Origin of the sequence: Exiguobacterium acetylicum, assembly GCF_019890935.1 — a bacterium.
Classification (GTDB): Bacteria; Bacillota; Bacilli; order Exiguobacteriales; family Exiguobacteriaceae; genus Exiguobacterium_A; species Exiguobacterium_A abrahamii.
The window spans coordinates 2,030,512-2,053,438 of the sequence record NZ_CP082333.1 but is presented as its reverse complement, the minus strand read 5'-3'; the positions used below and the strand labels follow the sequence as shown (position 1 = coordinate 2,053,438).

General features: G+C 49.0%; 25 protein-coding genes. 24 read left to right on the top strand and 1 reads right to left on the bottom strand.

Annotated features, from left to right (window positions below; all coding sequences use genetic code 11):
- The 8 genes from sdaAA (at position 1) to rnc (ending at position 7,360) form a co-directional block, all read left to right on the top strand.
- Entirely contained in the window at positions 1 to 897 is an 897-nt protein-coding gene (gene sdaAA / locus K7G97_RS10790) for an L-serine ammonia-lyase, iron-sulfur-dependent, subunit alpha (protein WP_023468754.1), read from the top strand.
- The gene (gene recG / locus K7G97_RS10785) at positions 881 to 2,911 is read left to right on the top strand and encodes an ATP-dependent DNA helicase RecG (RefSeq protein WP_223040563.1); all 2,031 of its coding nucleotides are present in this window, start codon (positions 881 to 883) and stop codon (positions 2,909 to 2,911) included. The genes sdaAA and recG overlap by 17 nt, the downstream gene beginning before the upstream one ends.
- Positions 2,912 to 2,996: 85 nt before the next feature.
- Positions 2,997 to 3,566 (top strand): transcription factor FapR, encoded by a 570-nt coding sequence (fapR, locus tag K7G97_RS10780; RefSeq protein WP_023468752.1) that lies wholly within the window; start codon positions 2,997 to 2,999, stop codon positions 3,564 to 3,566.
- Positions 3,563 to 4,558: a phosphate acyltransferase PlsX gene (plsX, locus tag K7G97_RS10775; RefSeq protein WP_195864762.1), complete on the top strand. Its 996-nt coding sequence runs from the start codon at positions 3,563 to 3,565 to the stop codon at positions 4,556 to 4,558. The genes fapR and plsX overlap by 4 nt, the downstream gene beginning before the upstream one ends.
- Before the next feature lie 16 nt (positions 4,559 to 4,574).
- Entirely contained in the window at positions 4,575 to 5,495 is a 921-nt protein-coding gene (gene fabD / locus K7G97_RS10770) for an ACP S-malonyltransferase (RefSeq protein ID WP_223040562.1), read from the top strand.
- Positions 5,492 to 6,223: a 3-oxoacyl-[acyl-carrier-protein] reductase gene (gene fabG / locus K7G97_RS10765; RefSeq protein WP_035396763.1), complete on the top strand. Its 732-nt coding sequence runs from the start codon at positions 5,492 to 5,494 to the stop codon at positions 6,221 to 6,223. Before fabD ends, fabG begins: the two co-directional genes overlap by 4 nt.
- A gap of 70 nt (positions 6,224 to 6,293) precedes the next feature.
- Positions 6,294 to 6,533, top strand: a complete 240-nt coding sequence (gene acpP / locus K7G97_RS10760; protein WP_029342095.1) for an acyl carrier protein — start codon at positions 6,294 to 6,296, stop codon at positions 6,531 to 6,533.
- A 56-nt stretch (positions 6,534 to 6,589) separates the two neighbouring features.
- Positions 6,590 to 7,360 (top strand): ribonuclease III, encoded by a 771-nt coding sequence (rnc, locus tag K7G97_RS10755; protein ID WP_023468747.1) that lies wholly within the window; start codon positions 6,590 to 6,592, stop codon positions 7,358 to 7,360.
- A gap of 70 nt (positions 7,361 to 7,430) precedes the next feature.
- Here rnc and K7G97_RS10750 read toward each other — a convergent pair whose 3' ends face one another.
- Positions 7,431 to 7,631, bottom strand: coding sequence for a DUF1128 family protein (locus tag K7G97_RS10750; RefSeq protein ID WP_023468746.1), 201 nt, complete (start codon positions 7,629 to 7,631; stop codon positions 7,431 to 7,433).
- Positions 7,632 to 7,757: 126 nt separating this feature from the next.
- Between K7G97_RS10750 and smc the strand changes: the two genes are divergently transcribed.
- From smc to dprA, 16 genes are all read left to right on the top strand, one after another.
- Positions 7,758 to 11,321, top strand: coding sequence for a chromosome segregation protein SMC (gene smc / locus K7G97_RS10745; protein WP_223042027.1), 3,564 nt, complete (start codon positions 7,758 to 7,760; stop codon positions 11,319 to 11,321).
- Positions 11,318 to 12,322 carry a signal recognition particle-docking protein FtsY gene (gene ftsY, locus K7G97_RS10740; RefSeq protein ID WP_023468744.1) on the top strand — a complete coding sequence of 335 codons (1,005 nt, stop codon included), beginning with the start codon at positions 11,318 to 11,320 and terminating at the stop codon, positions 12,320 to 12,322. The genes smc and ftsY overlap by 4 nt, the downstream gene beginning before the upstream one ends.
- Before the next feature lie 99 nt (positions 12,323 to 12,421).
- Complete coding sequence (locus K7G97_RS10735) at positions 12,422 to 12,742, top strand: putative DNA-binding protein (RefSeq protein ID WP_023468743.1); 321 nt, start codon at positions 12,422 to 12,424, stop codon at positions 12,740 to 12,742.
- Between the two features lie 12 nt (positions 12,743 to 12,754).
- Positions 12,755 to 14,104, top strand: a complete 1,350-nt coding sequence (ffh, locus tag K7G97_RS10730) for a signal recognition particle protein (RefSeq protein ID WP_023468742.1) — start codon at positions 12,755 to 12,757, stop codon at positions 14,102 to 14,104.
- Positions 14,105 to 14,197: 93 nt separating this feature from the next.
- Positions 14,198 to 14,473: a 30S ribosomal protein S16 gene (rpsP, locus tag K7G97_RS10725; protein WP_023468741.1), complete on the top strand. Its 276-nt coding sequence runs from the start codon at positions 14,198 to 14,200 to the stop codon at positions 14,471 to 14,473.
- A gap of 62 nt (positions 14,474 to 14,535) precedes the next feature.
- Positions 14,536 to 15,045, top strand: coding sequence for a ribosome maturation factor RimM (gene rimM / locus K7G97_RS10720; RefSeq protein WP_023468740.1), 510 nt, complete (start codon positions 14,536 to 14,538; stop codon positions 15,043 to 15,045).
- Complete coding sequence (gene trmD, locus K7G97_RS10715) at positions 15,042 to 15,770, top strand: tRNA (guanosine(37)-N1)-methyltransferase TrmD (protein ID WP_223040561.1); 729 nt, start codon at positions 15,042 to 15,044, stop codon at positions 15,768 to 15,770. The genes rimM and trmD overlap by 4 nt, the downstream gene beginning before the upstream one ends.
- Before the next feature lie 112 nt (positions 15,771 to 15,882).
- Complete coding sequence (gene rplS / locus K7G97_RS10710) at positions 15,883 to 16,236, top strand: 50S ribosomal protein L19 (RefSeq protein WP_023468738.1); 354 nt, start codon at positions 15,883 to 15,885, stop codon at positions 16,234 to 16,236.
- A 104-nt stretch (positions 16,237 to 16,340) separates the two neighbouring features.
- Positions 16,341 to 16,880 (top strand): signal peptidase I, encoded by a 540-nt coding sequence (lepB, locus tag K7G97_RS10705; RefSeq protein ID WP_223042026.1) that lies wholly within the window; start codon positions 16,341 to 16,343, stop codon positions 16,878 to 16,880.
- A gap of 147 nt (positions 16,881 to 17,027) precedes the next feature.
- Positions 17,028 to 17,891, top strand: coding sequence for a ribosome biogenesis GTPase YlqF (gene ylqF / locus K7G97_RS10700; RefSeq protein ID WP_035396901.1), 864 nt, complete (start codon positions 17,028 to 17,030; stop codon positions 17,889 to 17,891).
- Positions 17,892 to 17,942: 51 nt separating this feature from the next.
- Positions 17,943 to 18,695 carry a ribonuclease HII gene (locus K7G97_RS10695; RefSeq protein WP_223040560.1) on the top strand — a complete coding sequence of 251 codons (753 nt, stop codon included), beginning with the start codon at positions 17,943 to 17,945 and terminating at the stop codon, positions 18,693 to 18,695.
- A gap of 12 nt (positions 18,696 to 18,707) precedes the next feature.
- Positions 18,708 to 19,574 (top strand): flagellar hook-length control protein FliK, encoded by an 867-nt coding sequence (locus tag K7G97_RS10690; RefSeq protein WP_223040559.1) that lies wholly within the window; start codon positions 18,708 to 18,710, stop codon positions 19,572 to 19,574.
- Positions 19,571 to 19,831, top strand: coding sequence for an EscU/YscU/HrcU family type III secretion system export apparatus switch protein (locus tag K7G97_RS10685; protein ID WP_223040558.1), 261 nt, complete (start codon positions 19,571 to 19,573; stop codon positions 19,829 to 19,831). Before K7G97_RS10690 ends, K7G97_RS10685 begins: the two co-directional genes overlap by 4 nt.
- A gap of 87 nt (positions 19,832 to 19,918) precedes the next feature.
- Positions 19,919 to 21,079 carry an ADP-forming succinate--CoA ligase subunit beta gene (gene sucC, locus K7G97_RS10680; RefSeq protein ID WP_223040557.1) on the top strand — a complete coding sequence of 387 codons (1,161 nt, stop codon included), beginning with the start codon at positions 19,919 to 19,921 and terminating at the stop codon, positions 21,077 to 21,079.
- Between the two features lie 13 nt (positions 21,080 to 21,092).
- Positions 21,093 to 22,010 carry a succinate--CoA ligase subunit alpha gene (sucD, locus tag K7G97_RS10675; RefSeq protein WP_023468731.1) on the top strand — a complete coding sequence of 306 codons (918 nt, stop codon included), beginning with the start codon at positions 21,093 to 21,095 and terminating at the stop codon, positions 22,008 to 22,010.
- Between the two features lie 82 nt (positions 22,011 to 22,092).
- On the top strand, positions 22,093 to 22,920 hold the full coding sequence (gene dprA / locus K7G97_RS10670) for a DNA-processing protein DprA (RefSeq protein ID WP_223040556.1): 828 nt from the start codon (positions 22,093 to 22,095) through the stop codon (positions 22,918 to 22,920).
- The last annotated feature ends 7 nt before the right edge of the window (positions 22,921 to 22,927 follow it).

Sequence of the window (22,927 nt, the reverse complement as noted above, 5' to 3'; positions counted from 1 at the left end):
ATGTTTAAATCCGTAAAAGAACTCGTCGCCATCGCGACGGAACGAAATATTCCGATTTCGGAAGTCATGATCGAGCAAGAGATGACGGTTCGTCATTTAGAGCGAGATGAAGTCTATGCGATGATGGAACGAAACCTACAAGTGATGGAAGAAGCAGTCGCTCGTTCGCTTGATGGTGACGGTGTCCAGTCGGTGACAGGACTAACCGGTGGAGATGCTGTCTTGCTTCAACGGTACCGTGCTTCAGGTAAAGGTTTATCCGGTGATTTATTACTGGACGCCGTTAGTAAAGCAATCGGAACGAATGAAGTCAATGCTGCGATGGGAAAAATTTGTGCGACACCAACGGCAGGGAGTGCCGGCGTCGTGCCAGGTACGTTATTTGCGGTCAAAGATCGCTTAAACCCAACGCGTGAGCAAATGCTACGCTTCTTGTTCACATCCGGTGCGTTCGGCTTCGTCGTCGCGAACAATGCGTCGATTTCCGGAGCAGCTGGTGGCTGTCAGGCAGAAGTTGGTTCAGCAACAGCGATGGCAGCTGCTGCGATCGTTGAGATGGCGGGCGGAACACCGGATCAGTCAGCACATGCTTTTGCGATCGCGTTGAAGAACATGCTCGGACTCGTCTGTGATCCTGTTGCAGGACTCGTCGAAGTACCATGCGTGAAACGCAATGCGATGGGCGGGGCGAATGCTGTTGTCGCTGCCGACATGGCACTCGCAGGAATCACGTCACGGATTCCGTGTGATGAAGTCATCTCAGCCATGCATGAGATTGGTCAGATGATGCCGTCTGCGCTTCGCGAGACAGCAAAAGGTGGACTCGCGAATACGCCGACTGGTCGCTGGCTCGAAGCAAAAATCTTCGGAGAGTTATCGAATGAATCCATCACGTGACGTCAAGACATTAAAAGGTGTCGGACGGGATTTAGCGAAAAAACTAGAAGAGATGAATATTCTCACCGTTGCGGACGTGCTCGAGCACGTCCCGTTTCGTTATGACGACTTCGTGACGGGAAGTCTAACGGAAGCAATCCATGAGGATAAAGTCAAGTTCACGGGTCAAGTCCAGTCTGAACCACTTGTGCGCTATTACGGCAAAGGAAAAAATCGTTTAACGTTCCGTCTGCTCGTTGAAGAACGGTATAGTGTGACCGTAACGATGTTCAACCGGGCATTCTACAAAGACCAATTGCAACTCGGGGCAGAAGTGACGGTCAGTGGCAAGTGGGATTTACACCGGATGACGATCTCTGCGACGGAATTGCAATTCGGGGCAATCGAAGGCGAATTGACACCCGTTTACTCGCTCCGGGGTGACATGCGGATGAAGACGTTCCGACGCGTCGTCGACTTGGCGTTCAAGGAGACTGAGGCATTAGCTGAACGAATCCCGGATAGCATCCGGAAGACGTATCGGCTGCAAGACCGGATGACGATGTTGAAGTCGCTCCATTTCCCAACGAATCGACAAGAGTTGACGGCTGCTCGTCGCAGTTATGTCTACGAGGAGTGCCTCTATTTCCAACTGAAATTACAGGCGTTACGTCTTGGGCGACGGAAAGGTCAAGGGATTGCTCTTCCCCTTCATGAAACGGATATCGCGAATTTCATCAAGAGCCTGCCGTTTCCGCTGACAGGAGCGCAACAACGCGTGACAAAAGAAATCTTAGACGACATCGGTCGCGGTGAACGAATGAATCGGTTGCTGCAAGGGGATGTCGGAAGCGGAAAGACCGTCATCGCAGCCATCGCCTTGTTCGCGACGGTTCGTGCCGGAAGACAAGGCGCCTTAATGGTGCCGACCGAAATTTTAGCGGAACAGCATGCAGCGTCGCTCGCCCCATTACTTGAACCACTTGGGATTCGGGTCGGTCTACTGACGAGTTCAGTTAAAGGAAAAGCGCGCGCACACTTGCTCGAAGCCCTCGCAACAGGAGAGATCGACGTCTTGGTCGGAACACATGCGCTGATTCAAGACACCGTCCAGTTCAAGGCATTACACCTCGTCATCACCGATGAACAACATCGCTTCGGTGTCGAACAACGGAAACGATTGCGTGCGAAAGCTGAACAGGCAGATGTATTATATATGACAGCGACACCGATTCCGCGTACGCTTGCGATATCGGTCTTTGGAGATATGGATGTTTCGATCATCGATGAGATGCCGGCGGGACGAAAGGAAATCGAGACCTACTGGGCGAAACCGCAACAGATGGAACGCGTTTTCGGGTTCGTCGAGAAAGAATTGTCGCAAGGTCGACAAGCCTACGTCATCACGCCATTGATCGAGGAATCCGAATCACTCGAAGTTCAAAATGCGATCGAATTACATGCGATATTGACTGAGCGGTTCAAGCCCTATCATGTCGGTTTGATGCATGGGCGCTTGACTTCTTCTGAAAAAGACGAGGTCATGCAGGCGTTTAAGGAGAATACTGTTCAAATCCTTGTTTCAACGACGGTCGTCGAGGTCGGCGTGAACGTTCCGAACGCGTCGATCATCGTCATTCATGATGCAGAACGCTTCGGTCTTGCGCAGTTACACCAATTAAGAGGACGCGTCGGTCGAGGCGATGCCCAGTCTTACTGTATTCTAATCGCCGATCCCTCTTCCGATACGGGAAAAGAACGGATTAAGACGATGACGGAGACGAACGATGGCTTCAAGCTAGCGGAAAAGGATTTGAAACTGCGCGGAGCCGGAAATTTCTTTGGTACCGAACAAAGTGGATTACCGCGATTCGTCTTGACTGATCCTGCGCTCGATATACAAGTCATGGAAACCGCGCGACAAGATGCAGTCCGCTTACTGCGATCGGAAGCCTTTTGGCAGGCACCGGAATACGATGTCTTACGTGACTATATCGAACGACAAGGGCTACTTGAAGGAGAAAGAATCGAATAATACTTGAAAGTGAACAACAAGGGATATATACTACTGTTAGTACCAGGTAATAATAGTGGTCATCCTTCTTGTGGGAGGAACATACATGCGGGTACCTAAAAAAGAGAGACAACAAGAATTATTACAGACGATCGAACAAAATCCGTTCATCACGGATGAAGCGCTGGCGACACGATTCCGTGTCAGTATCCAGACGATTCGTCTCGACCGGATGGAATTAAAAATTCCGGAATTACGGGAGCGAATTAAACACGTCGCGACCGAACGGCTGGATGATGTGCGTACGTTGACTGAAAATGAAGTCATTGGTGATATGATTGACCTGAAACTCGATACATCTGCGATCTCAATCCTTGAGATTTTGCCGGAACATGCGTTTAGTCGGAATGCGATCGCCCGCGGACATATTTTGTTTGCGCAGGCAAACTCGCTTGCGATTGCGCTCATCGACGATGAACTCGCGTTGACGACACGTGCGAACGTTCAGTTCACACGCTCCGTTCATGTCGGGGAACGCGTCGTTGCGAAGGCGTTCGTCAGTTCTCATCGTCAAGATGGGCGTTCTGACATCACGGTGGAGAGTTATGTCGGTGAAGAATGTGTCTTTATCGGTGAGTTCACGGTGTATCGAAGTAGTAAGGAGGAATCGAAATGATTTTAGCAGTTGACGCTATGGGGGGCGATCATGCACCCCGTGCCATCGTAGAAGGGGTCGTTGCCTATTTGGCAGAACGTCCAAACGAAAACATCGATATCCGATTAGTCGGAGATGAGTTGAAATTACGCTCATACTCAATCGAGGATCCGCGCGTGACGATCGTCCACGCGGCATCCGTCATCACCGGAGAAGACGAACCGGTACGTGCGATTCGCCGCAAGAAAGATAGCTCACTCGTTGTGGCTGCAAACCTGGTGAAATCAGGAGAAGCAGATGCCTTGATTTCAGCAGGCAACACGGGAGCGCTCATGACTGCCGGATTGTTCGTTATCGGTCGAATCGAAGGAGTTGACCGTCCTGCACTGGCCCCGACTTTCCCGACACGTAATGGGAAAGGTGTCGTCATCTTAGATGTTGGCGCCAACCCAGATGCGAAGGCAGAGCATTTGCTCGATTATGCCATCATGGGGTCTGTCTACGCAGAACAAGTTCGCGGTATCACACGACCAAAAGTCGGTCTCCTGAATATCGGATCAGAAGCCGGTAAAGGGAATGCACTGACGAAGGAAACGTATCCGCTACTTGAGACAGCACCGATTCATTTCGTTGGGAACGTCGAGGCGAGAGAAGCGATGAGCGGTGACGTCGATGTCATCGTCACGGAAGGTTTTGCCGGTAACACGTTACTTAAGAGTACTGAAGGGGCAGCCAGTATGATCATGGGTGTCATGAAGGAACAATTCATGAGCTCGTGGACATCAAAGCTCGCCGCTCTCGTACTGAAACCGAAGTTAAAAAAAATGAAGCAGTTGCTCGCCTATGAAGAATATGGCGGTGCCGGACTATTCGGCATTGCGGCTCCGGTCATCAAGGCGCATGGTTCAAGCAATGCCTATGCATTCAGCAGAGCGCTCGTTCAAGCTGAAAAGATGGTCGAACAAGAAGTCGTTGCTAAAATCGTTCAGGCGAAGGCAACTGAAGCACGTTAAGAAGGAGTGAGACGAGATGGGGAAAACAGTTTGGATGTTTCCGGGACAAGGGTCACAGACGCCTGGAATGGGACAGACGCTCATCACGCAAGACGAGACACGCCAAGCACTCGCTGACCTCGGAACGCGAATTGGTCTGGATCTGACGACGCTGATGACGACAGGGACGAAGGATGAATTGAAAGCAACAGATATCGCTCAACCAGCCATCGTCGCACACAGTGCATTACTCGCACAGCAGTACGCAGCACAAGGACATACACCTGATTTCGTACTCGGACACAGTGTTGGAGAATATAGCGCGCTCGTCGCAGCTTCTGTCATCACACCGTCTGAAGCCGTCTATCTCGTCCGCGAACGCGGAAAACTCATGAATCAAGTCACGGGTGGAACGATGGCGGCGGTCATCGGCATGAATGATGTCGAGGCAGCCCATCACGCGGTCGAATCGATTGCGGCGACGGGAGAAATCGTTCAAATCGCCAACTACAACTGTCCTGGGCAATTCGTCATCTCCGGACAAATCGCAGCGGTCGAATCCGCTACAGCGAAGTTAAAAGAGCTCGGAGCAAAACGTGTCTTACCGCTTGATGTCTCAGGTGCGTTCCATTCGTCACTCATGACACCATTCGCACCACGATTCGAAGACATTCTCGTCTCGTCACCGTTTGAAGCGGCGAAGACGAAATTCATCTCGAACGTCGACGGTGCGTTCCACGATCAACCAGACGAATTGATTCGTTTGCTCGTTCAGCAGCTCTACTCACCGGTTCGATTCGAATCATGCGTTGAGCGTCTGATCGAAGAAGGTGCGGATACATTCATCGAGTTTGGTCCATCATCTCCGTTGAGCGGTCTCGTGAAACGAATCAAAAAAGATGCGAAGATCATCAGCATCACGACACTTGAGCAATTGGAAGCGGAGGGAATTCGTTGAGTAAAGTAGCACTCGTCACTGGCGCGTCACGCGGCATCGGAGCTGCCATCGCGAAGCGATTAGCAACAGATGGTTTCCGTGTCGTCGTCAACTATGCAGGAAGCACGGACAAGGCGGAAGCAGTCGTCCGTGAAATCAAGGAAGCAGGCGGAGAGGCACTCGCGATTCAAGCGAATGTCGCTGAAGCAGATGCTGTCAAACAGATGATCAAACAGACGATCGACACGTTCGGTCAACTGGATTGTGTCGTCAATAATGCCGGCATCACGCGTGATGGTTTGCTGATGCGCATGAAGGAAGCGGATTTCGATGCTGTCATCGATACGAACCTCAAAGGTGCGTTTCTCGTCACGCAAGCTGCGACACGTCCATTGTTAAAAACAAGCGGTCGTATCATCAACATCGCATCAGTCGTCGGTATTTCCGGAAATCCAGGGCAAGCGAACTATGTCGCAGCGAAAGCGGGGCTGATCGGGCTGACGAAATCCGTCGCACGTGAACTCGCGAGTAAAGGTGTCACAGTCAATGCCATCTGTCCAGGCTTCATCGAGACGGACATGACGGACGAATTGACGGAAGAACAGCGGAACCTGTCACTCGGGCAAATTCCGTTGAAACGCTTCGGTCAAACGGACGATATCGCTTCACTCGTCAGTTTCATCGCTTCAGATGAAGCGCGATACATCACAGGACAAACTCTTGCCGTCGATGGCGGCATGACGATGTAACACAACTAACGGTAGTACTTTGCCAAATCGGCAATCATCTTATATACTCAACTCATGGAGGGATTTTAAAATGACAAAAGAACAAATCTTAGTAGACGTACAAGAAGCAATCGCAGAAAAATTAGGAAAAGAACAAAGTGAAATCACACTTGATAAATCGTTCAAAGACGACCTCGGTGCTGACTCTCTCGAAGTCATGGAACTCGTCATGGACTTAGAAGACAAGTTCGAAATCACGATCGAAGATGAGCAAGCAGAAAACTTGAAGACTGTCGGCGATGTCGTCAACTACATCGAAACACAAGTCTGATCATTGAAGCTGACCCACCGCAATTTGCGGTGGGCTTTAGCTGTTTAGGAGGAACTATGACGAATCAAAAAGGACGTCGTGTCCGAAAAGGACCCTATGTAAAACGACGCAAGGATGCTCGGACGCTCGCTCAAATCGAGCAGAAATTCGAAGCGTTACAAGAGCGCCTGAATATCACGTTTTCTAATGTCGAGCTATTAAAACAAGCCTTCACGCACTCTTCGTTCGTCAATGAACAACGCGAGTCTGAAGGAGATAACGAACGCCTAGAATTTTTAGGGGACGCTGTCTTAGAGTTGACGGTGTCACGCTATCTATTCGAACACTACCCGGAACGTTCCGAGGGGGAATTAACGAAATTGCGAGCGGCAATCGTCTGTGAACCGTCACTCGTCCAATTTGCGAATCATTATCAGTTTTCCGATATGATTCTGTTAGGTAAGGGGGAAGAACTGACCGGTGGTCGGAATCGTCCAGCCTTACTTGCGGATGTCTTCGAATCCTTCATTGGCGCCTTGTATCTTGACCAAGGCATCGAAGCAGCCGAACGATTCCTCGCCGAAGCGGTTTTTCCGAAAGTGGCGACAGGCTTTTTTGAAGAACAGACAGATTTTAAGAGTCAATTACAGGAAGCCATTCAACGTGTCGGCTTAGGTGTCATCGAGTATGAAATCATCGAGGAGCGCGGTCCGGCGCATAGTCGGGAATTCATCTCGCGTGTCCAAGTCGCGGATGAGCTGGAAGGGATCGGGACAGGCCGATCGAAAAAAGAGGCAGAGCAACAGGCGGCAAAACAAGCCTTACTTGAATTAAAGAAACAGTTTTAAGCGACAAAAGGCCGACCATCTCTCGAATGCGTGAGAGATGATCGGCCTTTATAGTGTGAAGTTCGCTTGATTAGACAGTCTTGAGAGATTTCAGTTCGTCGACGATCGCGTCGACCTCTGCCAGTGATAACGAGTCGCGCATCATGACGAACTCATAAATCTCTTTTAAGTCCTCATTTTTTGAGCCATCGAACTGTTCTGCTTTAATGACCCCTTTATTGATGATGTTCAATTTATCTAAGATCGCTTCAATCATTTGTTCAATCGTCATCGTGTTATTCGCTCCTCTTCTTCTTGTTTCGCGTGATACTACCTTAAAACCTATCATGTTGCTAGCGTTTCGGCTATGGTAAACTGAAAGAAATTCAAAAGAAATTTAAACATACGGGTGATCAAGATGTACTTAAAACGAATTGAAATCAATGGCTTCAAATCATTTGCCAGTCGAACTGAACTAGAATTCCTTCCGGGTGTCACGGCAGTCGTCGGACCGAACGGAAGTGGGAAATCAAATATATCGGACGCTGTCCGTTGGGTACTCGGAGAACAATCTGCGAAGTCACTGCGCGGGGCGAAGATGGAAGACGTCATTTTTGCCGGCAGTCTGTCTGAACACCGGAAACAATTTGCCGAGGTGACGCTCGTCTTAGACAACGAGTCGGGAACGGTTGCGTTGCCGTATCAGGAAATCAGCGTCACGCGGCGTGTCAGCCGCAACGGAGACAGCGATTATTTTTTAAATAAAAAACCATGTCGCCTGAAGGATGTTCTTGATCTTTTCATGGACACAGGCTTGTCGCGTGATGCTTTTGCAATCATCGGACAAGGGCGAGTTGAACAAGTCATCTCCGGTAAACCGGAAGAACGTCGTGCTGTCATCGAAGAAGCAGCAGGCGTCTTGAAGTATCGTCATCGCAAGAAGCAAGCCGAGCGGAAATTAAGTGATACGGAAGCGAATTTATCGCGTGTCGATGATATTTTATATGAACTCGGCGGACGAATCGAGCCGTTACGTGAACAAGCGGCGCTCGCCAAAGAGTATCTCGTCGCTCGAGAACGGCATGATGTCCTCGAGCGTGGTATCTTAGCGCATGAAATCACGACGTATCAGACGGAGCTCGAAACACTAGCGCGTGACATCGCACAATGTGAAGAACGCCTTGCGTCTCAAAAGACGACTTACGAAGAGACTGTCGTATCCCGAGAGAATCAAGAATCGACGCTTGAAGAAGAACGACAACAAGAAAACGCGTTGCAGGAGCAACTTCGACATGTCTCGACGCGACTGGTTGAAATCCAAGGTGCCCTTAACTTAGCGAAAGAGCGTGAAAAACACGGGACCGAGACGAAAGAGCGACTCGAACAAGAGGTTGCCGTCGTCGAAGAACGCGTCAAGGAACTGGAACTCGAACTGACCGCTTTACAGGAACGCCAAGCAGAAGTCGATCAGGAAGCAAAACGGATCACGGCTGAGCGAGAACGAGCCGATCAAGCGCTGACACAAACCGATCGTGATTTTGATAAGGAAGCCGAAGTATTACGATCGGAAGCCTTTGAAGTGGCGAGTCGATTAGCTGCGACGAATAATGCCTATAACCGGGCGAAGCAAGATCTCATGCAGGCAGAAGAACAACAACGTTCATTTACGGCGGACAGCGGTACGAAACAATCGACGCGTCGTCAACTCGAGGAAGACGTCGCACGACTAGAAACGGATGTCGCTTCAATCCGGACGAAGTTGGACCAAGCAACAGAAGAAGAGACAACGGCACTTGCAGCACGAAATGAACAACAACATGCGTTACGCCAAGTCGAACAGTCCGTTGCGGATTTAGAGCGACGTCGGCATAAGACGGAAGACCGAATTGAATTCCTTGAATCCGTCAAAGCCGACTATAGCGGTTATTTCGGTGCCGTTAAGACGATTTTAAAACAACGAGATCAGCACCCAGGTATTTACGGAGCGGTCGCGGAGCTGATTTCGGTTCCGGCGCAGTTTGAAGCGGCAATCGAGACAGCGCTTGGTGGGGCGATGCAAAACATCGTCGTTGATACCGATGCGACAGGACGTCGTCTGATCCAGGAGCTTCGACGATTAAATGCCGGTCGAGCGACGTTCATGCCGCTCGCCTCACTCCAAGCACGCGAAGTCAATCGTTCCGTGCGAGAACAAGTCGGGGGGATGTCTGGATTCGTCGGGATCGCAAGTGATCTCGTGACGACAGACGAGACGTTGACGAAATTAAAGATGAACTTGCTCGGTACGACACTCGTCGTCGAGTCACTTGAACAGGCGAACCAAATCGCCCGTTCGACAGGACATCGCTATCGTCTCGTCACGCTCGAAGGAGATGTCGTCAACGTCGGCGGTACGATGACCGGCGGAAGCCGGAAAAAAGGTACACCATTGTTCAGTCAATCGCGCGAACTTGACGAGTTAAAAGAGGGACTGACGCGTGGGCAAGCGGTCATTCGGGAGCAGATGCGGCGCTTGGAAGATCTAAGAGCGGCGATCCACACTCTTGATGTTACGGCTCGGAAACGGACAGAAACGATTCAAGCATTACAAGGGCAACTCGAACAATCGCGCGATACGTTAGCAGATGCGAACCGTCATCTCGCTGTCATGACGTCTGAATTGTCGGTTGAAGATCGACAGATGGCACGTGTACTCGAACAAGAACAGGAAGCACGTCGGATCATCGAGACGTCGGAAGTCGAGATCGCAAAATGGACGGAGCGTCAAACAGAGCTCAGACAAGCCTTAGATCGTCTCAAGGATGCGCAAGCCCGTGGTGCCGTCACGATGGACGAACTGAAGAAGGAACAAGCAGAAGCAGTTCTCGAAGAGCGAACGATTCAAATGAAACAAGCGCAACTTTCGCAAGAGATCGAACGCCTGACGGAACAGGTCAGTCACGCGAAGCTTGAACGTGGTCATAAACGACGTGACTTGCGTCATGTCCTTGAAGGATTCGACGAAGCGAAGATTGATGCCTTGCACGCGGAACAGCGCGAACAGGAACAGGAACAACAACGGGTCGAGACCGAACTCGTCGCAATCGGGCAACGGATTCAAGTACAAGCAGAATCCCTGCGCTTGATCCGGATCCGCGAAGCGAAGACGAAGGACGATCAACAAACGACGAAACAGGCACTCGAGCAACTACGACTCTCGCAAGGGAAAACGAGCACGCGTCTTGAGACAAGACAAGAAATGCTGGAAGAGATGGGATTACTGCTCGAACTGATTGCACCTCTTGATCTATCGTATGAAGAGGCAAAAGAGGAAATTCATCTGCTCAAACGCCAACTCGAAGAAATCGGTATCGTCAACATCGGTGCGATTGAGGAATTCGCAGAGGTCGATGAACGGTTTACGTTCCTATCCGCGCAACGGGATGATCTCGTCGCTGCTAAAACCGATCTCTATGGCGTCATCGAAGAGATGGACCGAGAAGTCATTCGGTTGTTCCGTCAAACGTATGATGCTGTCCGAGAACACTTCCGGGAAACATTCCGCGAGTTATTCGGGGGCGGTGAAGCCGATCTAGTCCTCGTTGACCCGAGTGATCTATTGACGAGTGGAATTGATATCGTTGCCAAACCGCCTGGTAAGAAGCTGCAGAATTTATCGCTCTTGTCCGGTGGAGAGCGTGCCTTGACAGCCATCGCCTTATTATTTGCGATTCTAAAGACACGTCCTGTCCCGTTCTGTGTCCTCGATGAGGTCGAGGCGGCGCTTGACGAAGCGAACGTCGCGCGATTCGGCGAGTTCGTCCATCAGCTAGCACGCGAGACACAGTTCGTCATCATCACCCATCGGAAAGGAACGATGGAGGCGGCAGACGTCCTTTACGGCGTCACGATGCAGCAAAACGGGATATCTGAAGTGTTATCCGTTAAACTAGAAGAGGCACGACGTACATTAAGTGAAGAACCAAAGGAGATTAAACAATGAGTTTCTTTAAAAAACTGAAAGACCGCTTGACGACTTCGACACAAGAAGTCACGACTAAATTTACGGAAGGCTTGACGAAGACACGCGACGGATTAGCGAGTGCCGTCAATGATCTCGTCTACCGCTTCCGTGAAGTCGATGAAGACTTTTTCGAAGAGTTAGAAGAAGTGTTGATCCAAGCAGACGTCGGTGTGACGACAACGATGGATTTGGTCGAAGAATTAAAGACAGAAGTCAAACGACGTAACGTCAAGGATCCAAAACAAGTCCGGGATGTCCTCGTTGAAGTCGTCGCGAACATGTTAGTCGAAGAAGAAGAGACAGCCCTTGATCTTGATCATGAGCTGAATGTCATCCTCTTCGTTGGTGTCAACGGGGTCGGTAAGACGACAACGATCGGGAAACTTGCGAACCGATTAAAACAAGAAGGTAAGAGCGTCATGTTAGCAGCGGGAGATACGTTCCGGGCTGGTGCGATCGATCAACTGCAAGTCTGGGGCGAACGCTCCGGTGTACCGGTCATTCGTCAAGGCGAAGGCTCCGATCCGGCTGCTGTCGTCTATGACGCCGTCCAAGCAGCGAAAGCACGTAAGGTCGACGTCCTGATTTGTGATACGGCAGGACGCCTACAAAACAAGGTCAATTTGATGAACGAGCTCGAAAAGGTCAAACGCGTCATTGAACGTGAGATTCCAGGCGCACCCCATGAAGTGTTACTAGCACTTGACGCAACAACAGGGCAAAACGCGATGGTGCAGGCAAAAGCCTTCAAACAAGCGACGAACGTTAGCGGAATCGTCTTGACGAAACTTGACGGCACAGCAAAAGGTGGGATTGTTCTTGCGATCAAGAACGAGCTGAATCTACCGGTGAAGTTCGTGGGTCTCGGTGAAAAAATCGATGATTTACAACCGTTTGACGCAGAACAATTCGTATATGGACTGTTCGGCGATGTCTTTGAAGAAAAAGAAAACGTCGACACGGAAGAAAGCGCGGAATAAGCGACGTTTCATGTAAAGAAAAAAACTTGACAACACACTGTGAGGGCTGTACTATACTATCTGTAAAGGAATTTCACTTAACATTGCGGAGGTGCTCGAATGACACTTGATAAAACGAACCGGATGAATTATCTGATTGACTTTTATCAGGAGCTTTTGACGCCAAAACAACGGAATTACATGTCACTCTATTACTTAGATGACTTTTCCTTAGGTGAAATCGCCGATGAGTTTGAAGTCAGCCGACAAGCAGTCTACGACAACATAAAACGCACGGAAGCCATGCTCGAGCAGTATGAAGAACGACTATCGCTGTTCAAGAAACACGAACGGCGAAAGCAGTTACTCGATCAGCTGAAGCAATGCGACCTTCCGGGTGAAGCCCTAGTGATCATTGAGACATTGGAGCAATTAGAGTAGGAGGCATTCTTAATGGCATTCGAAGGATTATCGGAACGGCTTCAAGCCAGTCTCGCTAAAATGCGAGGTAAAGGTAAGATTTCTGAAGCAGACGTCAAAGAGATGATGCGCGAAGTTCGCTTAGCGCTACTCGAAGCCGACGTCAACTTCAAGGTCGTCAAACAATTCGTAAATGATGTAAAGGAACGCGCCGTCGGTCAAGATGTCATGACGTCATTGACGCCAGGGCAACAAGTCGTCAAAATCGTCCACGATGAATTGACGAATCTGATGGGTGCAGAAGTGTCACCGTTGACGCTTGCGAACCGTCCCCCGACCGTCATCATGATGACCGGTCTGCAAGGGGCAGGTAAAACAACGACAACGGGTAAACTTGCCAATCATTTACGTAAAAAACATAATCGTAGTCCTTTGCTTGTTGCGGCGGATATTTATCGTCCGGCAGCAATCAAACAATTAGAGACACTTGGTAAACAATTGGAGTTGCCGGTCTTCTCGATGGGAGATCAGGTTAGTCCACAAGAAATCGTTACCGGTGCACTCGATTATGCAAAAGAGCATCATCACGATATCGTGTTGATCGATACGGCAGGTCGCTTACACGTCGATGAGGAACTGATGCAGGAACTCGTTGATGTCAAGGAGATCGCCAAACCGCATGAAATCTTCCTTGTCGTCGATTCGATGACGGGTCAGGATGCCGTCAACGTCGCAGAGAGCTTCAACGAGAAGCTTGGCGTAACGGGAGTCGTTCTGACGAAGCTCGACGGAGATACGCGAGGTGGTGCAGCACTCTCCATCAAGGCAGTCACCGGAGCACCGATTAAGTTCGTCGGTCTTGGAGAGAAGCTCGATGCCATCGAACCATTCTATCCCGAGCGGATGGCGTCTCGGATTCTAGGCATGGGAGACATGCTGACACTGATTGAAAAAGCAGAGTCACAAATGGACGCTACGCGTGCCAAAGAGTTAGAAAGCAAAATGCGCGATGCATCGTTTACATTCGATGATTTCATCGAGCAGTTGCAGCAAGTGAAACAGATGGGTCCACTCGACGAACTGTTGGGAATGATCCCTGGGGCAGGTAAAGGGAAGATGAAGGGGTTGAAAAACGCCCAAATCGATGAGAAGCAACTCGTGTATGTCGAAGCGATCATCCAATCGATGACAAAACGAGAGCGGACTGAACCTGAAATCTTGAATGCGAGCCGTCGGAAGCGGATTGCCCGCGGTAGTGGACGCAGTATCCAAGAAGTCAACCGCCTCATTAAACAGTTCGAAGACATGCGGAAAATGATGAAACAATTTTCCGGACAGATGGGCAAAGGGAAAAAGAAAGGCTTTGGCCTTCCATTCTTTTAAAAGTCTTTTCTCTTTTGCTGTAACGTTGTATACTAATGAAGTTGTCAATTTGACTAAACGAAAAAATCATTTATTATTTGGAGGGACTTACGAATGGCAGTTAAAATTCGTCTTAAGCGCATGGGCGCAAAAAAATCACCTTTCTACCGTGTGGTAGTAGCAGACTCACGTGCACCACGTGATGGTCGTTTCATCGAGCAAATCGGATACTACAATCCAGTTGCTAAACCAGAAGCAGAAGTTAAAATCAACGAAGAGCTAGCTCTTAAATGGCTCTCTGAAGGTGCTAAACCTTCGGACACAGTTCGTAACCTCTTCTCACAAGCTGGTATCATGGAGAAATTCCACAACGCGAAACTCGCGAAGTAAGACGTTAGGAGGTGAGCGAAAGCTTACCTCCTTTTTTTAATTTAAGAAAGGAAGTGAAACGAATGGAATGGTTGGAAATTGCGAAAATCGCCAACACGCACGGTCTAAAAGGGGAATTGAAGTTACTCGCAAGCACGGATTTCCCGGAAGAACGCTTTAAGGTCGGAAAAGAAGTTTTTCTCGGCTCTGAAGGCACGTATACACCGGTAACGATCAGTGGCTACCGGAAGCATAAACAATTCATCATGGTGACGTTCAAAGGGATGCATCATATCAATGACGTCGAGAAGTACAAAGGATTGAAACTCTATGTCCACGCAGAAGACTTACAGGACTTAGACGAGCATGAATTTTACTATCATGAGATCATCGGTTGTACGGTTTATGACGGTGAGACGAAAATCGGAGTCGTATCCGACATTCTCGAAACGGGCGCAAATGACGTCTGGACGATCAAACGCGACGGGAAAAAAGATGTCCTGATTCCGTATATCGAGCAGGTCGTTGCTTCCGTCGACGTCGAACAGAAACGCATTCAGATCACGCCGCTTCCGGGACTGATCGAAGAATGAATATCCGTGTATTGACGCTGTTTCCAGAGATGTTTTCAGCGCTTGATTATTCGATTGTCAAGCGAGCGCAAGACGATCAACACGTCATACTCGAAACCATCAATTTTCGAGACTTTTCAACGAATCGACATGGTAAGGTCGATGATTATCCGTATGGCGGAGGAGCGGGCATGCTGTTGACACCTCAACCCGTCTTCGATGCGATGGCAAGTCTACCGGAACGAAAACGACGAATCATCGTCATGACACCGACCGGTAAACGGTTTTCGCAACGAATGGCGGAAGAGTGGGCAAACGAAGAAGAACTGGTCTTCTTATGTGGTCACTATGAGGGGTTTGATCAGCGAATCCATGATCAGTTGGTGACGGATGAGGTCTCGCTCGGAGACTTCGTCTTGACGGGAGGAGAACTCGCTGCGATGACGATGATCGACGCCGTCGTCCGCCTCTTACCAGACGTCCTCGGTGCGTCTGCGAGTCACGAAGATGATTCGTTCTCGACGGGACTTCTTGAATACCCGCACTATACACGTCCGGCAGAATATAAAGGGTACCGAGTACCCGATGTTTTGTTATCAGGCAACCATGCTCGGATTGAAAAATGGCGACGGGAACAGTCGCTGAAGCGGACATATGAGCGGCGCCCTGATCTTCTCGTGGATGCACCGTTAACGGATGAAGATCAGCGTTATTTAGACTCGATTTCAGGATTGTCAAACGACTGAATCTATGATAAGTTAAAACATGTGGCAAAAGCCACCCATTAACGATGTTCCGCTGTCGGATGCTTGAAGCAAATGAAGATAAGAACATTGGTGAAAAAAGGAGAAATCATTCATGAACACACAACAATTGTTCCGTGAACTTACACAAGAACAAATCAAGTCAGACGTCCCTGCGTTCCGTCCTGGGGATACAGTCCGTGTACACGTTAAAGTCGTCGAGGGTACGCGTGAGCGTATTCAGCTCTTCGAAGGCGTAGTCATCAAACGTCACGGTGGCGGCATCAGTGAAACATTCACAGTCCGTAAAATTTCTTACGGAGTTGGCGTTGAGCGTGCTTTCCCGCTCCACTCACCACGTGTTGCACAAATCGAAGTCGTTCGCTACGGTAAAGTCCGTCGTGCGAAACTTTACTACCTCCGTAACCTTCGTGGTAAAGCGGCGCGTATTAAAGAAATTCGTCGTTAATCATGTGAAAAAGTGGCTTGTCTCCGGACAAGCTTCTTTTTTTTGCTGTTTATGCGTATACTAGTCCTTAGGAAGAAATTGTGTTTATCAAGGGAGTGGAATTCGTGAAGGAGTTATTCAGTTGGGTAAAGGCGCTTGTCGTAGCACTCGTCATCGCGTTCATCATTCGAACGTTCCTGTTCGTACCTGTGATTGTTGATGGGGAATCGATGATGCCGACCTTACACAATGCGGATCGAATGATCGTCAATAAGATCCCATATTATTTTAACGAGCCAGAAAGAGGCGATATCGTCGTCTTCCATGCAACGGAAACGCGAGATTACATCAAACGGGTCATCGCTGTTCCGGGAGATACGATGTATTACAAAGACGATACATTGTATGTCAACGATAAGAAAGTCGCCGAACCGTATTTGAAAGAATACAAAGCCCAGATGAGTGGTGTGCCATTGACGGAAGACTTCACGCTTGAAGAGCGAACAGGAGAGACGATTGTTCCAAAAGGAAAAATATTCGTCATGGGAGATAATCGTCAAAATTCAAAAGATAGTCGTGATATCGGTTTTGTGGATGAAGATCAAATCGTCGGAACGACGAACTTCGTCTTCTATCCCTTCAATGATGTACGCTCTGTCGATTAAAACGAACGAAGATGAGACGCTTGCCGTTAAAAGTAAGCAGCTCATCTTCTTTTCTTGTCTGAAGTTGCGTATACTAGGGAGTGGATGTTTTTTCATGTATCGTATGATCAGCAAGAAGTCCAGGAATATATGAACGAGGTGAAGGATATGACGATTCAATGGTTCCCCGGTCACATGGCCAAAGCACGTCGGGAAGTCACAGAAAAACTAAAGTTGATCGATGTGGTGATCGAACTCGTCGATGCCCGTCTTCCGATGTCGAGCCGCAACCCGATGGTCGAACAGATCACGGCAGGTAAGCCGCGACTGATTGTCCTCAACAAGGCGGATATGGCGGACAAACGAGTGACGGAGCAATGGATGCAGGCATTACGAGCAGATGGTGTTGATGTCGTTGCGGTTGACGCGAAGCACAATAAAGGATTGAATCAAATCCATGAAGGTGCGTTACGACTAATGAAAGAAAAACATGCACGGATGCGGGAGAAAGGGCGGAATCCGAGTGCGATCCGTGCCTTGATCATCGGCATTCCGAACGTCGGGAAATCGACGCTCATCAATCGACTTGCTGGCCGAAATATTGCCATCACGGGTGACCGTCCAGGTGTGACGAAACGCCAGCAGTGGATCAAGATGAAGACAGGTGAGATGGAATTACTTGATACACCAGGTATCCTCTGGCCGAAGTTCGACGATCAAGTCGTCGGATATCGGTTAGCAGCGACGGGAGCGATCAAGGATGACATCTTAAACATCGACGATATTGCGCTATTTGCCCTTCGTGAGCTAAAGACACGGTATCCGGAGCAGTTACGTGAGCGCTATCGACTCGACGAAGTATCGGGAGAAGCGGTTGATGTACTCGAAGCAATCGGTAAAAAACGTGGTTTCGTCTCAGGTGGCTATGTCGATTTCGAGCGGACGAGCGAAATGCTCCTGCATGAGCTACGAACGGAAAAGCTCGGTCGGGTGACGCTTGAAACAGTCGAAGAATGGGAAACGCATGCATAACGGACTTGGACATCCTTTGATGTCCAAGTTTTTTTCAAAGGAGCAGGATGTATGAAGATAGCAGAAGTAAAAGAACGATTGCAAAAAGCGACACTAGAAGAATTTATTCAATTGAAGCAGGAACTGGCTTCAGATACGCGAAAAGGGGTGCATACGCTGTTTCGTCAGACAGAACGACGATTTGCACTCGAAGAGCAGCAACGGATCGATTTCAAGGAGCGACTCGCATTTGAAGACGAGTATCGTCAGCAAGGGTACGTTCGAATTGCGGGAGTGGACGAAGTCGGACGAGGTCCACTAGCTGGTCCTGTCGTCGCAGCAGCTGTCATCTTACCAGACGGTTTTTATCATCCAGGACTAACGGATTCCAAACAGATGAGTAAAGTACAGCGGCAAGCGGCACTTAAGCATCTGCAAGAAGTGGCTGAGATTGCGATCGGCATCATCGAACCGGCTGAAATCGACGAAATCAATATCTATCAAGCATCGAAACGGGCGATGCAAGACGCAGTACACCAATTGCAACCGGATGCCTTACTTGTCGATGCGATGACACTCGACGACGATACACCACAACTCTCTCTTATCAAAGGAGATGCGCGGAGTGTCTCGATTGCTGCTGCAAGTGTCGTTGCGAAAGAGACACGAGATGCGATGATGGAACAATATGCGATCGAGTATCCGGGATATGGATTTGAAACACACGCAGGTTACGGAACACCGATACATTTACAAGCGCTCGATACACTGGGCGTCACACCGATTCACCGGAAAACATTCCGTCCTGTCAAAGAACGTCTTTAGGAGGAATCGAGCATGCAAATCGAACATCGCGCCTTACTTCCATTTAAAATCATCGATCATGCGAACCTACCGTTACGGGAAGGCGCAAACATCGTCGGTAAAGTATTAAAGCTGTTGCCGGACGGATTGATGGAACTCCAAGTCGGTCAACGTGTCTTGACGGCAGGAACGACGGCTGAACTAAAAGAAGGGAACATGTATCGCTTTCAAGTCGTTTCAGCAGAGGGACAACCAGTCTTAAAAATCATCTCGACCGAGTCTGTTCCGCAAAAGTCGGCTCTACCTCAGTTACTCGACTCCTTTTTACAACGTCAGGCGGTACCGACTGCGGAAACACGGGAACTTCTAAGGCAAATTGGTCAACCGGTGACGGAAGGAGAAGCGAAGCAGTTAAAGCATGCCCTTACCGAACTCGTTCAACTGGCAAAGGGTGACGAGACGGGTCGAACGCTTGATCGAAAGACGAGTGATCAGATTTTAGCGCAACAACTCGTCCAAGCAACGAACGAAGCAGGGAAAGGAGTCTATTTATTTCAATTACCTCAATTTGGACCATTCGAAGATGTTGATCTCATGATGGAAGCACCGTTTGAACGGACGTTTGATCCAAATCATGCCCGCGTCGTCTTGTATCTTCAATTACCGACGCTCGGTGAGGTCGCTGTTGACGTCTTGATCGCAGACCGGAATGTTTCGATTTCCGTCTTTCATCCGAACGCGCACGTCAATACGTTCATGCAAGCCTACACACCGCAAATCCAGACTCGTCTTGAGGAACAAGGCTATGCATTGACGCGATTCGATTGGGTCGAACAGATGAAAGAACGCGTACCGCATGATATCTCAACGCGTAACGGAAGGGTGGATCTTCATATATGAAAAAAGCAATAGCTCTATCATACGAAGAACAGATGCATGCCCCAAAGGTCGTTGCTAAGGGATCGGAACACATCGCAGAACGGATTTTAGAAGAGGCATTAAAACATGATATTCCGATCCGGCAGGACGAAACGTTGGTGACGTTACTAGATGCTGTTCAAGTATCAGAACAGATTCCAGAAGAATTATACGGTGTCATCGCTGAGTTATTCGCCTTTTTATATCGTCTCGATCAAGATGAAATTCTGAAAAAATAAAGCTTTCGGTCGATAACGATAGACAGCGCTTCCAATTTTAACTACAATGAAAGAGCCGAAACTAAAGGGGTTAAGGGGGATTTTTTCATGAATGTACATGAGTATCAGGCAAAAGAATTACTTCGTTCGTACGGTGTACCCGTACCAAACGGAATCGCAGCCTTCACCGTCGAAGAGGCGGTCGATGCATCAGAACAATTGTCGGGCCCGATTAAAGTCGTCAAAGCTCAAATTCACGCGGGGGGACGCGGTAAAGCAGGTGGCGTCAAGCTTGCGAAATCGCAAGAAGAAGTGAAGGAATATGCGACGGAGTTACTCGGCAAAACGCTCGTCACGCACCAAACAGGTCCAGAAGGAAAAGTCGTTCAACGTCTTCTCGTCGAAGAAGGGTGTGCGATTGACAAAGAATACTATCTTGGAATCGTACTTGATCGTGTGACAGGCCGTGTCGTCATCATGGGATCAAGCGAAGGTGGTATGGACATCGAAGAGGTGGCGGAAGAGACACCAGAAAAAATCATCAAGGAAGTCGTCGATCCTGCAGTTGGTCTTCAAGGATTCCAAGCGCGTAAACTTGCGTTCGCAATGGGTGTTCCTGTGAAGCTCGTCAACAAGTTCGTCGGTATGGTCACGAAACTCTACAATTTCTTCGTCGACAAGGATTGTTCGATCGCAGAAATCAACCCACTCGTTACGACGAAGGATGGCGAAGTCCTCGCACTCGATGCGAAGTTGAACTTCGACTCAAATGCATTGTATCGTCATGCGGACATCGTGGCGTTACGTGATGAAACAGAAGAAGATCCACGCGAAGTCGAAGCATCAAAGAGTGATTTGAACTACATCGCGCTCGATGGAAACATCGGTTGCCTCGTCAATGGTGCTGGTCTTGCCATGGCAACGATGGATATCATCAAACACTTCAGTGGTGATCCTGCGAACTTCCTCGATGTCGGTGGTGGTGCGACGAAGGAAAAAGTAACAGAAGCCTTCAAACTGATCTTATCGGATGAGAACGTCAAAGGGATTTTCGTCAACATCTTCGGTGGAATCATGAAATGTGACGTCATCGCAGAAGGTATCGTTGCGGCGACAAAAGAAGTCGGTCTCGAATTGCCACTCGTCGTTCGTCTTGAAGGGACGAACGTTGATGCAGGGAAACAAATTCTCAAAGATTCAGGTCTAGCGATTACAGCAGCTACATCAATGGCAGACGGCGCAGAAAAAATCGCTGCGCTCGTGAAGTAAGGGGGAGCTAAAGATGAGTATTTGGGTGAACGAATCGACGAAAGTCATTATTCAAGGGATTACTGGTAACCAAGGGATGTTCCATGGTGAACAGATGATCGACTACGGCACAAACCTCGTAGGCGGTGTCACACCAGGAAAAGGAGGTACGGAAGTACTCGGTGGTGTTCCTGTTTTTGATACGGTCGCGCAAGCGGTCGAAAAAACGGGTGCGAACGCATCGATCATCTACGTACCACCAGCATTCGCAGCGGATGCAATCATGGAAGCAGCAGATGCAAACATTGCGTTGATCATCTGTATCACGGAAGGTATTCCAGTTCTTGATATGGTCAAAGTAAAACGTTACCTCGAAGGCAAACCAGTCCGCCTCATCGGACCGAACTGCCCGGGCGTCATCACTCCAGGTGTCGCGAAACTTGGTATCATGCCAGGATACATCCATACACCAGGTCATGTCGGTATCGTCTCACGTTCTGGGACTTTGACGTATGAAGCTGTCCATCAATTAACGACGGCTGGCATCGGTCAATCGACAGCTGTTGGTATCGGGGGCGACCCGGTCAATGGAACGGACTTCATCGATACGCTCAAAGCATTCAATGAAGATCCAGAAACAAAAGCCGTCATCATGTTAGGGGAAATCGGTGGAACAGCTGAAGAAGAAGCGGCTGAGTGGGTCAAAGCGAACATGACGAAACCAGTCATTGGTTTCATCGGTGGTCAAACAGCTCCTGCCGGCAAACGGATGGGTCACGCAGGTGCGATCATCTCTGGCGGTAAAGGAACAGCTGCTGAAAAAATCAAGACACTCCGTGCAAACGGAATCGAAGTGGCAGAAACACCAGCTGTCATTGGTGAGACGTTAATCCGTGTCATCAAAGAAGCAGGGATCTATGACGAGTGCGTGACGAACAGCACAGTCAAATAAATCAAAAAAGAAGCTGTCCTGATCAAATCAGGACGGCTTTCTTCTATATAAATAAGAAGCTTAAATAAGGAGCGTTGATCTCATGAAACGTGAATTGTATGTCCGCTTCGCCATGTGTCAGGTACCGTACACGATCGTCCGATTGATTGAGCAATTCGGAATCGTTCCCAGTCATGAATTACCCGTTTCGACGCGTCTTCGAAAACGGTATGAACAAGCACTACAGCTTGATTGGATCGAAGAGTCGATTCTAGTCAAAGGAGATCCACTGTTTCCGACTGTGTTACTGACGATCCCTCAACCGGTCTATGCCCTCTTTTACCGCGGTGATCCGTCCCGTCTAACACTTCCACGCGTCAGTATCATCGGTAGTCGAACCCCCTCACCGCAACATCTTTCCCGCATGCGTTTCCTGCAATCCTTCTTTCACCCAGATCTCGCCACCGTTTCCGGAGGTGCCTATGGTATTGATGCCCTCGTCCATCGCTTATCCTTAAAACACCAGCAGACAACGATTGCGGTTCTCGCAGGAGGACTTGACCGTCTGTATCCTACTTCTCACTCCAGTCTTTTTGAACGTATCCTCTCACACGGTCTTCTTCTCTCCGAATATCCATCCGGAACTCCTATTCAAAAATTTCAATTTCTAGAACGGAATCGAATCATTGCTGGATTGTCCTCATCATTGATCATCGTCGAAGCGGCGAAACGAAGCGGTACGATGAATACTGCCAGTCATGCGCTTGACCAAGGAAAAGATGTCTATTGTTTGCCGGGTTGTCCCACGGAATCGTTCTTTACCGGAACGAATCAATTGATCGCAGAAGGAGCGATTCCACTCCTTGATCCGGAAGAAGTTTCAAAAAGTATTCGGCTGAACGTTGACAAATGGGAATCGAGACTACTATGATAAGTGA

Excerpts from the sequence above, each read along its gene's own strand:
- sdaAA (WP_023468754.1), top strand. The coding sequence starts at position 1 with ATGTTTAAATCCGTAAAAGAACTCGTCGCCATCGCGACGGAACGAAAT.
- recG (WP_223040563.1), top strand. The coding sequence starts at position 881 with ATGAATCCATCACGTGACGTCAAGACATTAAAAGGTGTCGGACGGGAT.
- fapR (WP_023468752.1), top strand. The coding sequence starts at position 2,997 with ATGCGGGTACCTAAAAAAGAGAGACAACAAGAATTATTACAGACGATC.
- plsX (WP_195864762.1), top strand. The coding sequence starts at position 3,563 with ATGATTTTAGCAGTTGACGCTATGGGGGGCGATCATGCACCCCGTGCC.
- fabD (WP_223040562.1), top strand. The coding sequence starts at position 4,575 with ATGGGGAAAACAGTTTGGATGTTTCCGGGACAAGGGTCACAGACGCCT.
- acpP (WP_029342095.1), top strand. The coding sequence starts at position 6,294 with ATGACAAAAGAACAAATCTTAGTAGACGTACAAGAAGCAATCGCAGAA.
- rnc (WP_023468747.1), top strand. The coding sequence starts at position 6,590 with ATGACGAATCAAAAAGGACGTCGTGTCCGAAAAGGACCCTATGTAAAA.
- K7G97_RS10750 (WP_023468746.1), bottom strand. The coding sequence starts at position 7,631 with ATGACGATTGAACAAATGATTGAAGCGATCTTAGATAAATTGAACATC.
- smc (WP_223042027.1), top strand. The coding sequence starts at position 7,758 with ATGTACTTAAAACGAATTGAAATCAATGGCTTCAAATCATTTGCCAGT.
- ftsY (WP_023468744.1), top strand. The coding sequence starts at position 11,318 with ATGAGTTTCTTTAAAAAACTGAAAGACCGCTTGACGACTTCGACACAA.
- K7G97_RS10735 (WP_023468743.1), top strand. The coding sequence starts at position 12,422 with ATGACACTTGATAAAACGAACCGGATGAATTATCTGATTGACTTTTAT.
- ffh (WP_023468742.1), top strand. The coding sequence starts at position 12,755 with ATGGCATTCGAAGGATTATCGGAACGGCTTCAAGCCAGTCTCGCTAAA.
- rpsP (WP_023468741.1), top strand. The coding sequence starts at position 14,198 with ATGGCAGTTAAAATTCGTCTTAAGCGCATGGGCGCAAAAAAATCACCT.
- rimM (WP_023468740.1), top strand. The coding sequence starts at position 14,536 with ATGGAATGGTTGGAAATTGCGAAAATCGCCAACACGCACGGTCTAAAA.
- trmD (WP_223040561.1), top strand. The coding sequence starts at position 15,042 with ATGAATATCCGTGTATTGACGCTGTTTCCAGAGATGTTTTCAGCGCTT.
- rplS (WP_023468738.1), top strand. The coding sequence starts at position 15,883 with ATGAACACACAACAATTGTTCCGTGAACTTACACAAGAACAAATCAAG.
- ylqF (WP_035396901.1), top strand. The coding sequence starts at position 17,028 with ATGACGATTCAATGGTTCCCCGGTCACATGGCCAAAGCACGTCGGGAA.
- K7G97_RS10695 (WP_223040560.1), top strand. The coding sequence starts at position 17,943 with ATGAAGATAGCAGAAGTAAAAGAACGATTGCAAAAAGCGACACTAGAA.
- K7G97_RS10690 (WP_223040559.1), top strand. The coding sequence starts at position 18,708 with ATGCAAATCGAACATCGCGCCTTACTTCCATTTAAAATCATCGATCAT.
- K7G97_RS10685 (WP_223040558.1), top strand. The coding sequence starts at position 19,571 with ATGAAAAAAGCAATAGCTCTATCATACGAAGAACAGATGCATGCCCCA.
- sucC (WP_223040557.1), top strand. The coding sequence starts at position 19,919 with ATGAATGTACATGAGTATCAGGCAAAAGAATTACTTCGTTCGTACGGT.
- sucD (WP_023468731.1), top strand. The coding sequence starts at position 21,093 with ATGAGTATTTGGGTGAACGAATCGACGAAAGTCATTATTCAAGGGATT.
- dprA (WP_223040556.1), top strand. The coding sequence starts at position 22,093 with ATGAAACGTGAATTGTATGTCCGCTTCGCCATGTGTCAGGTACCGTAC.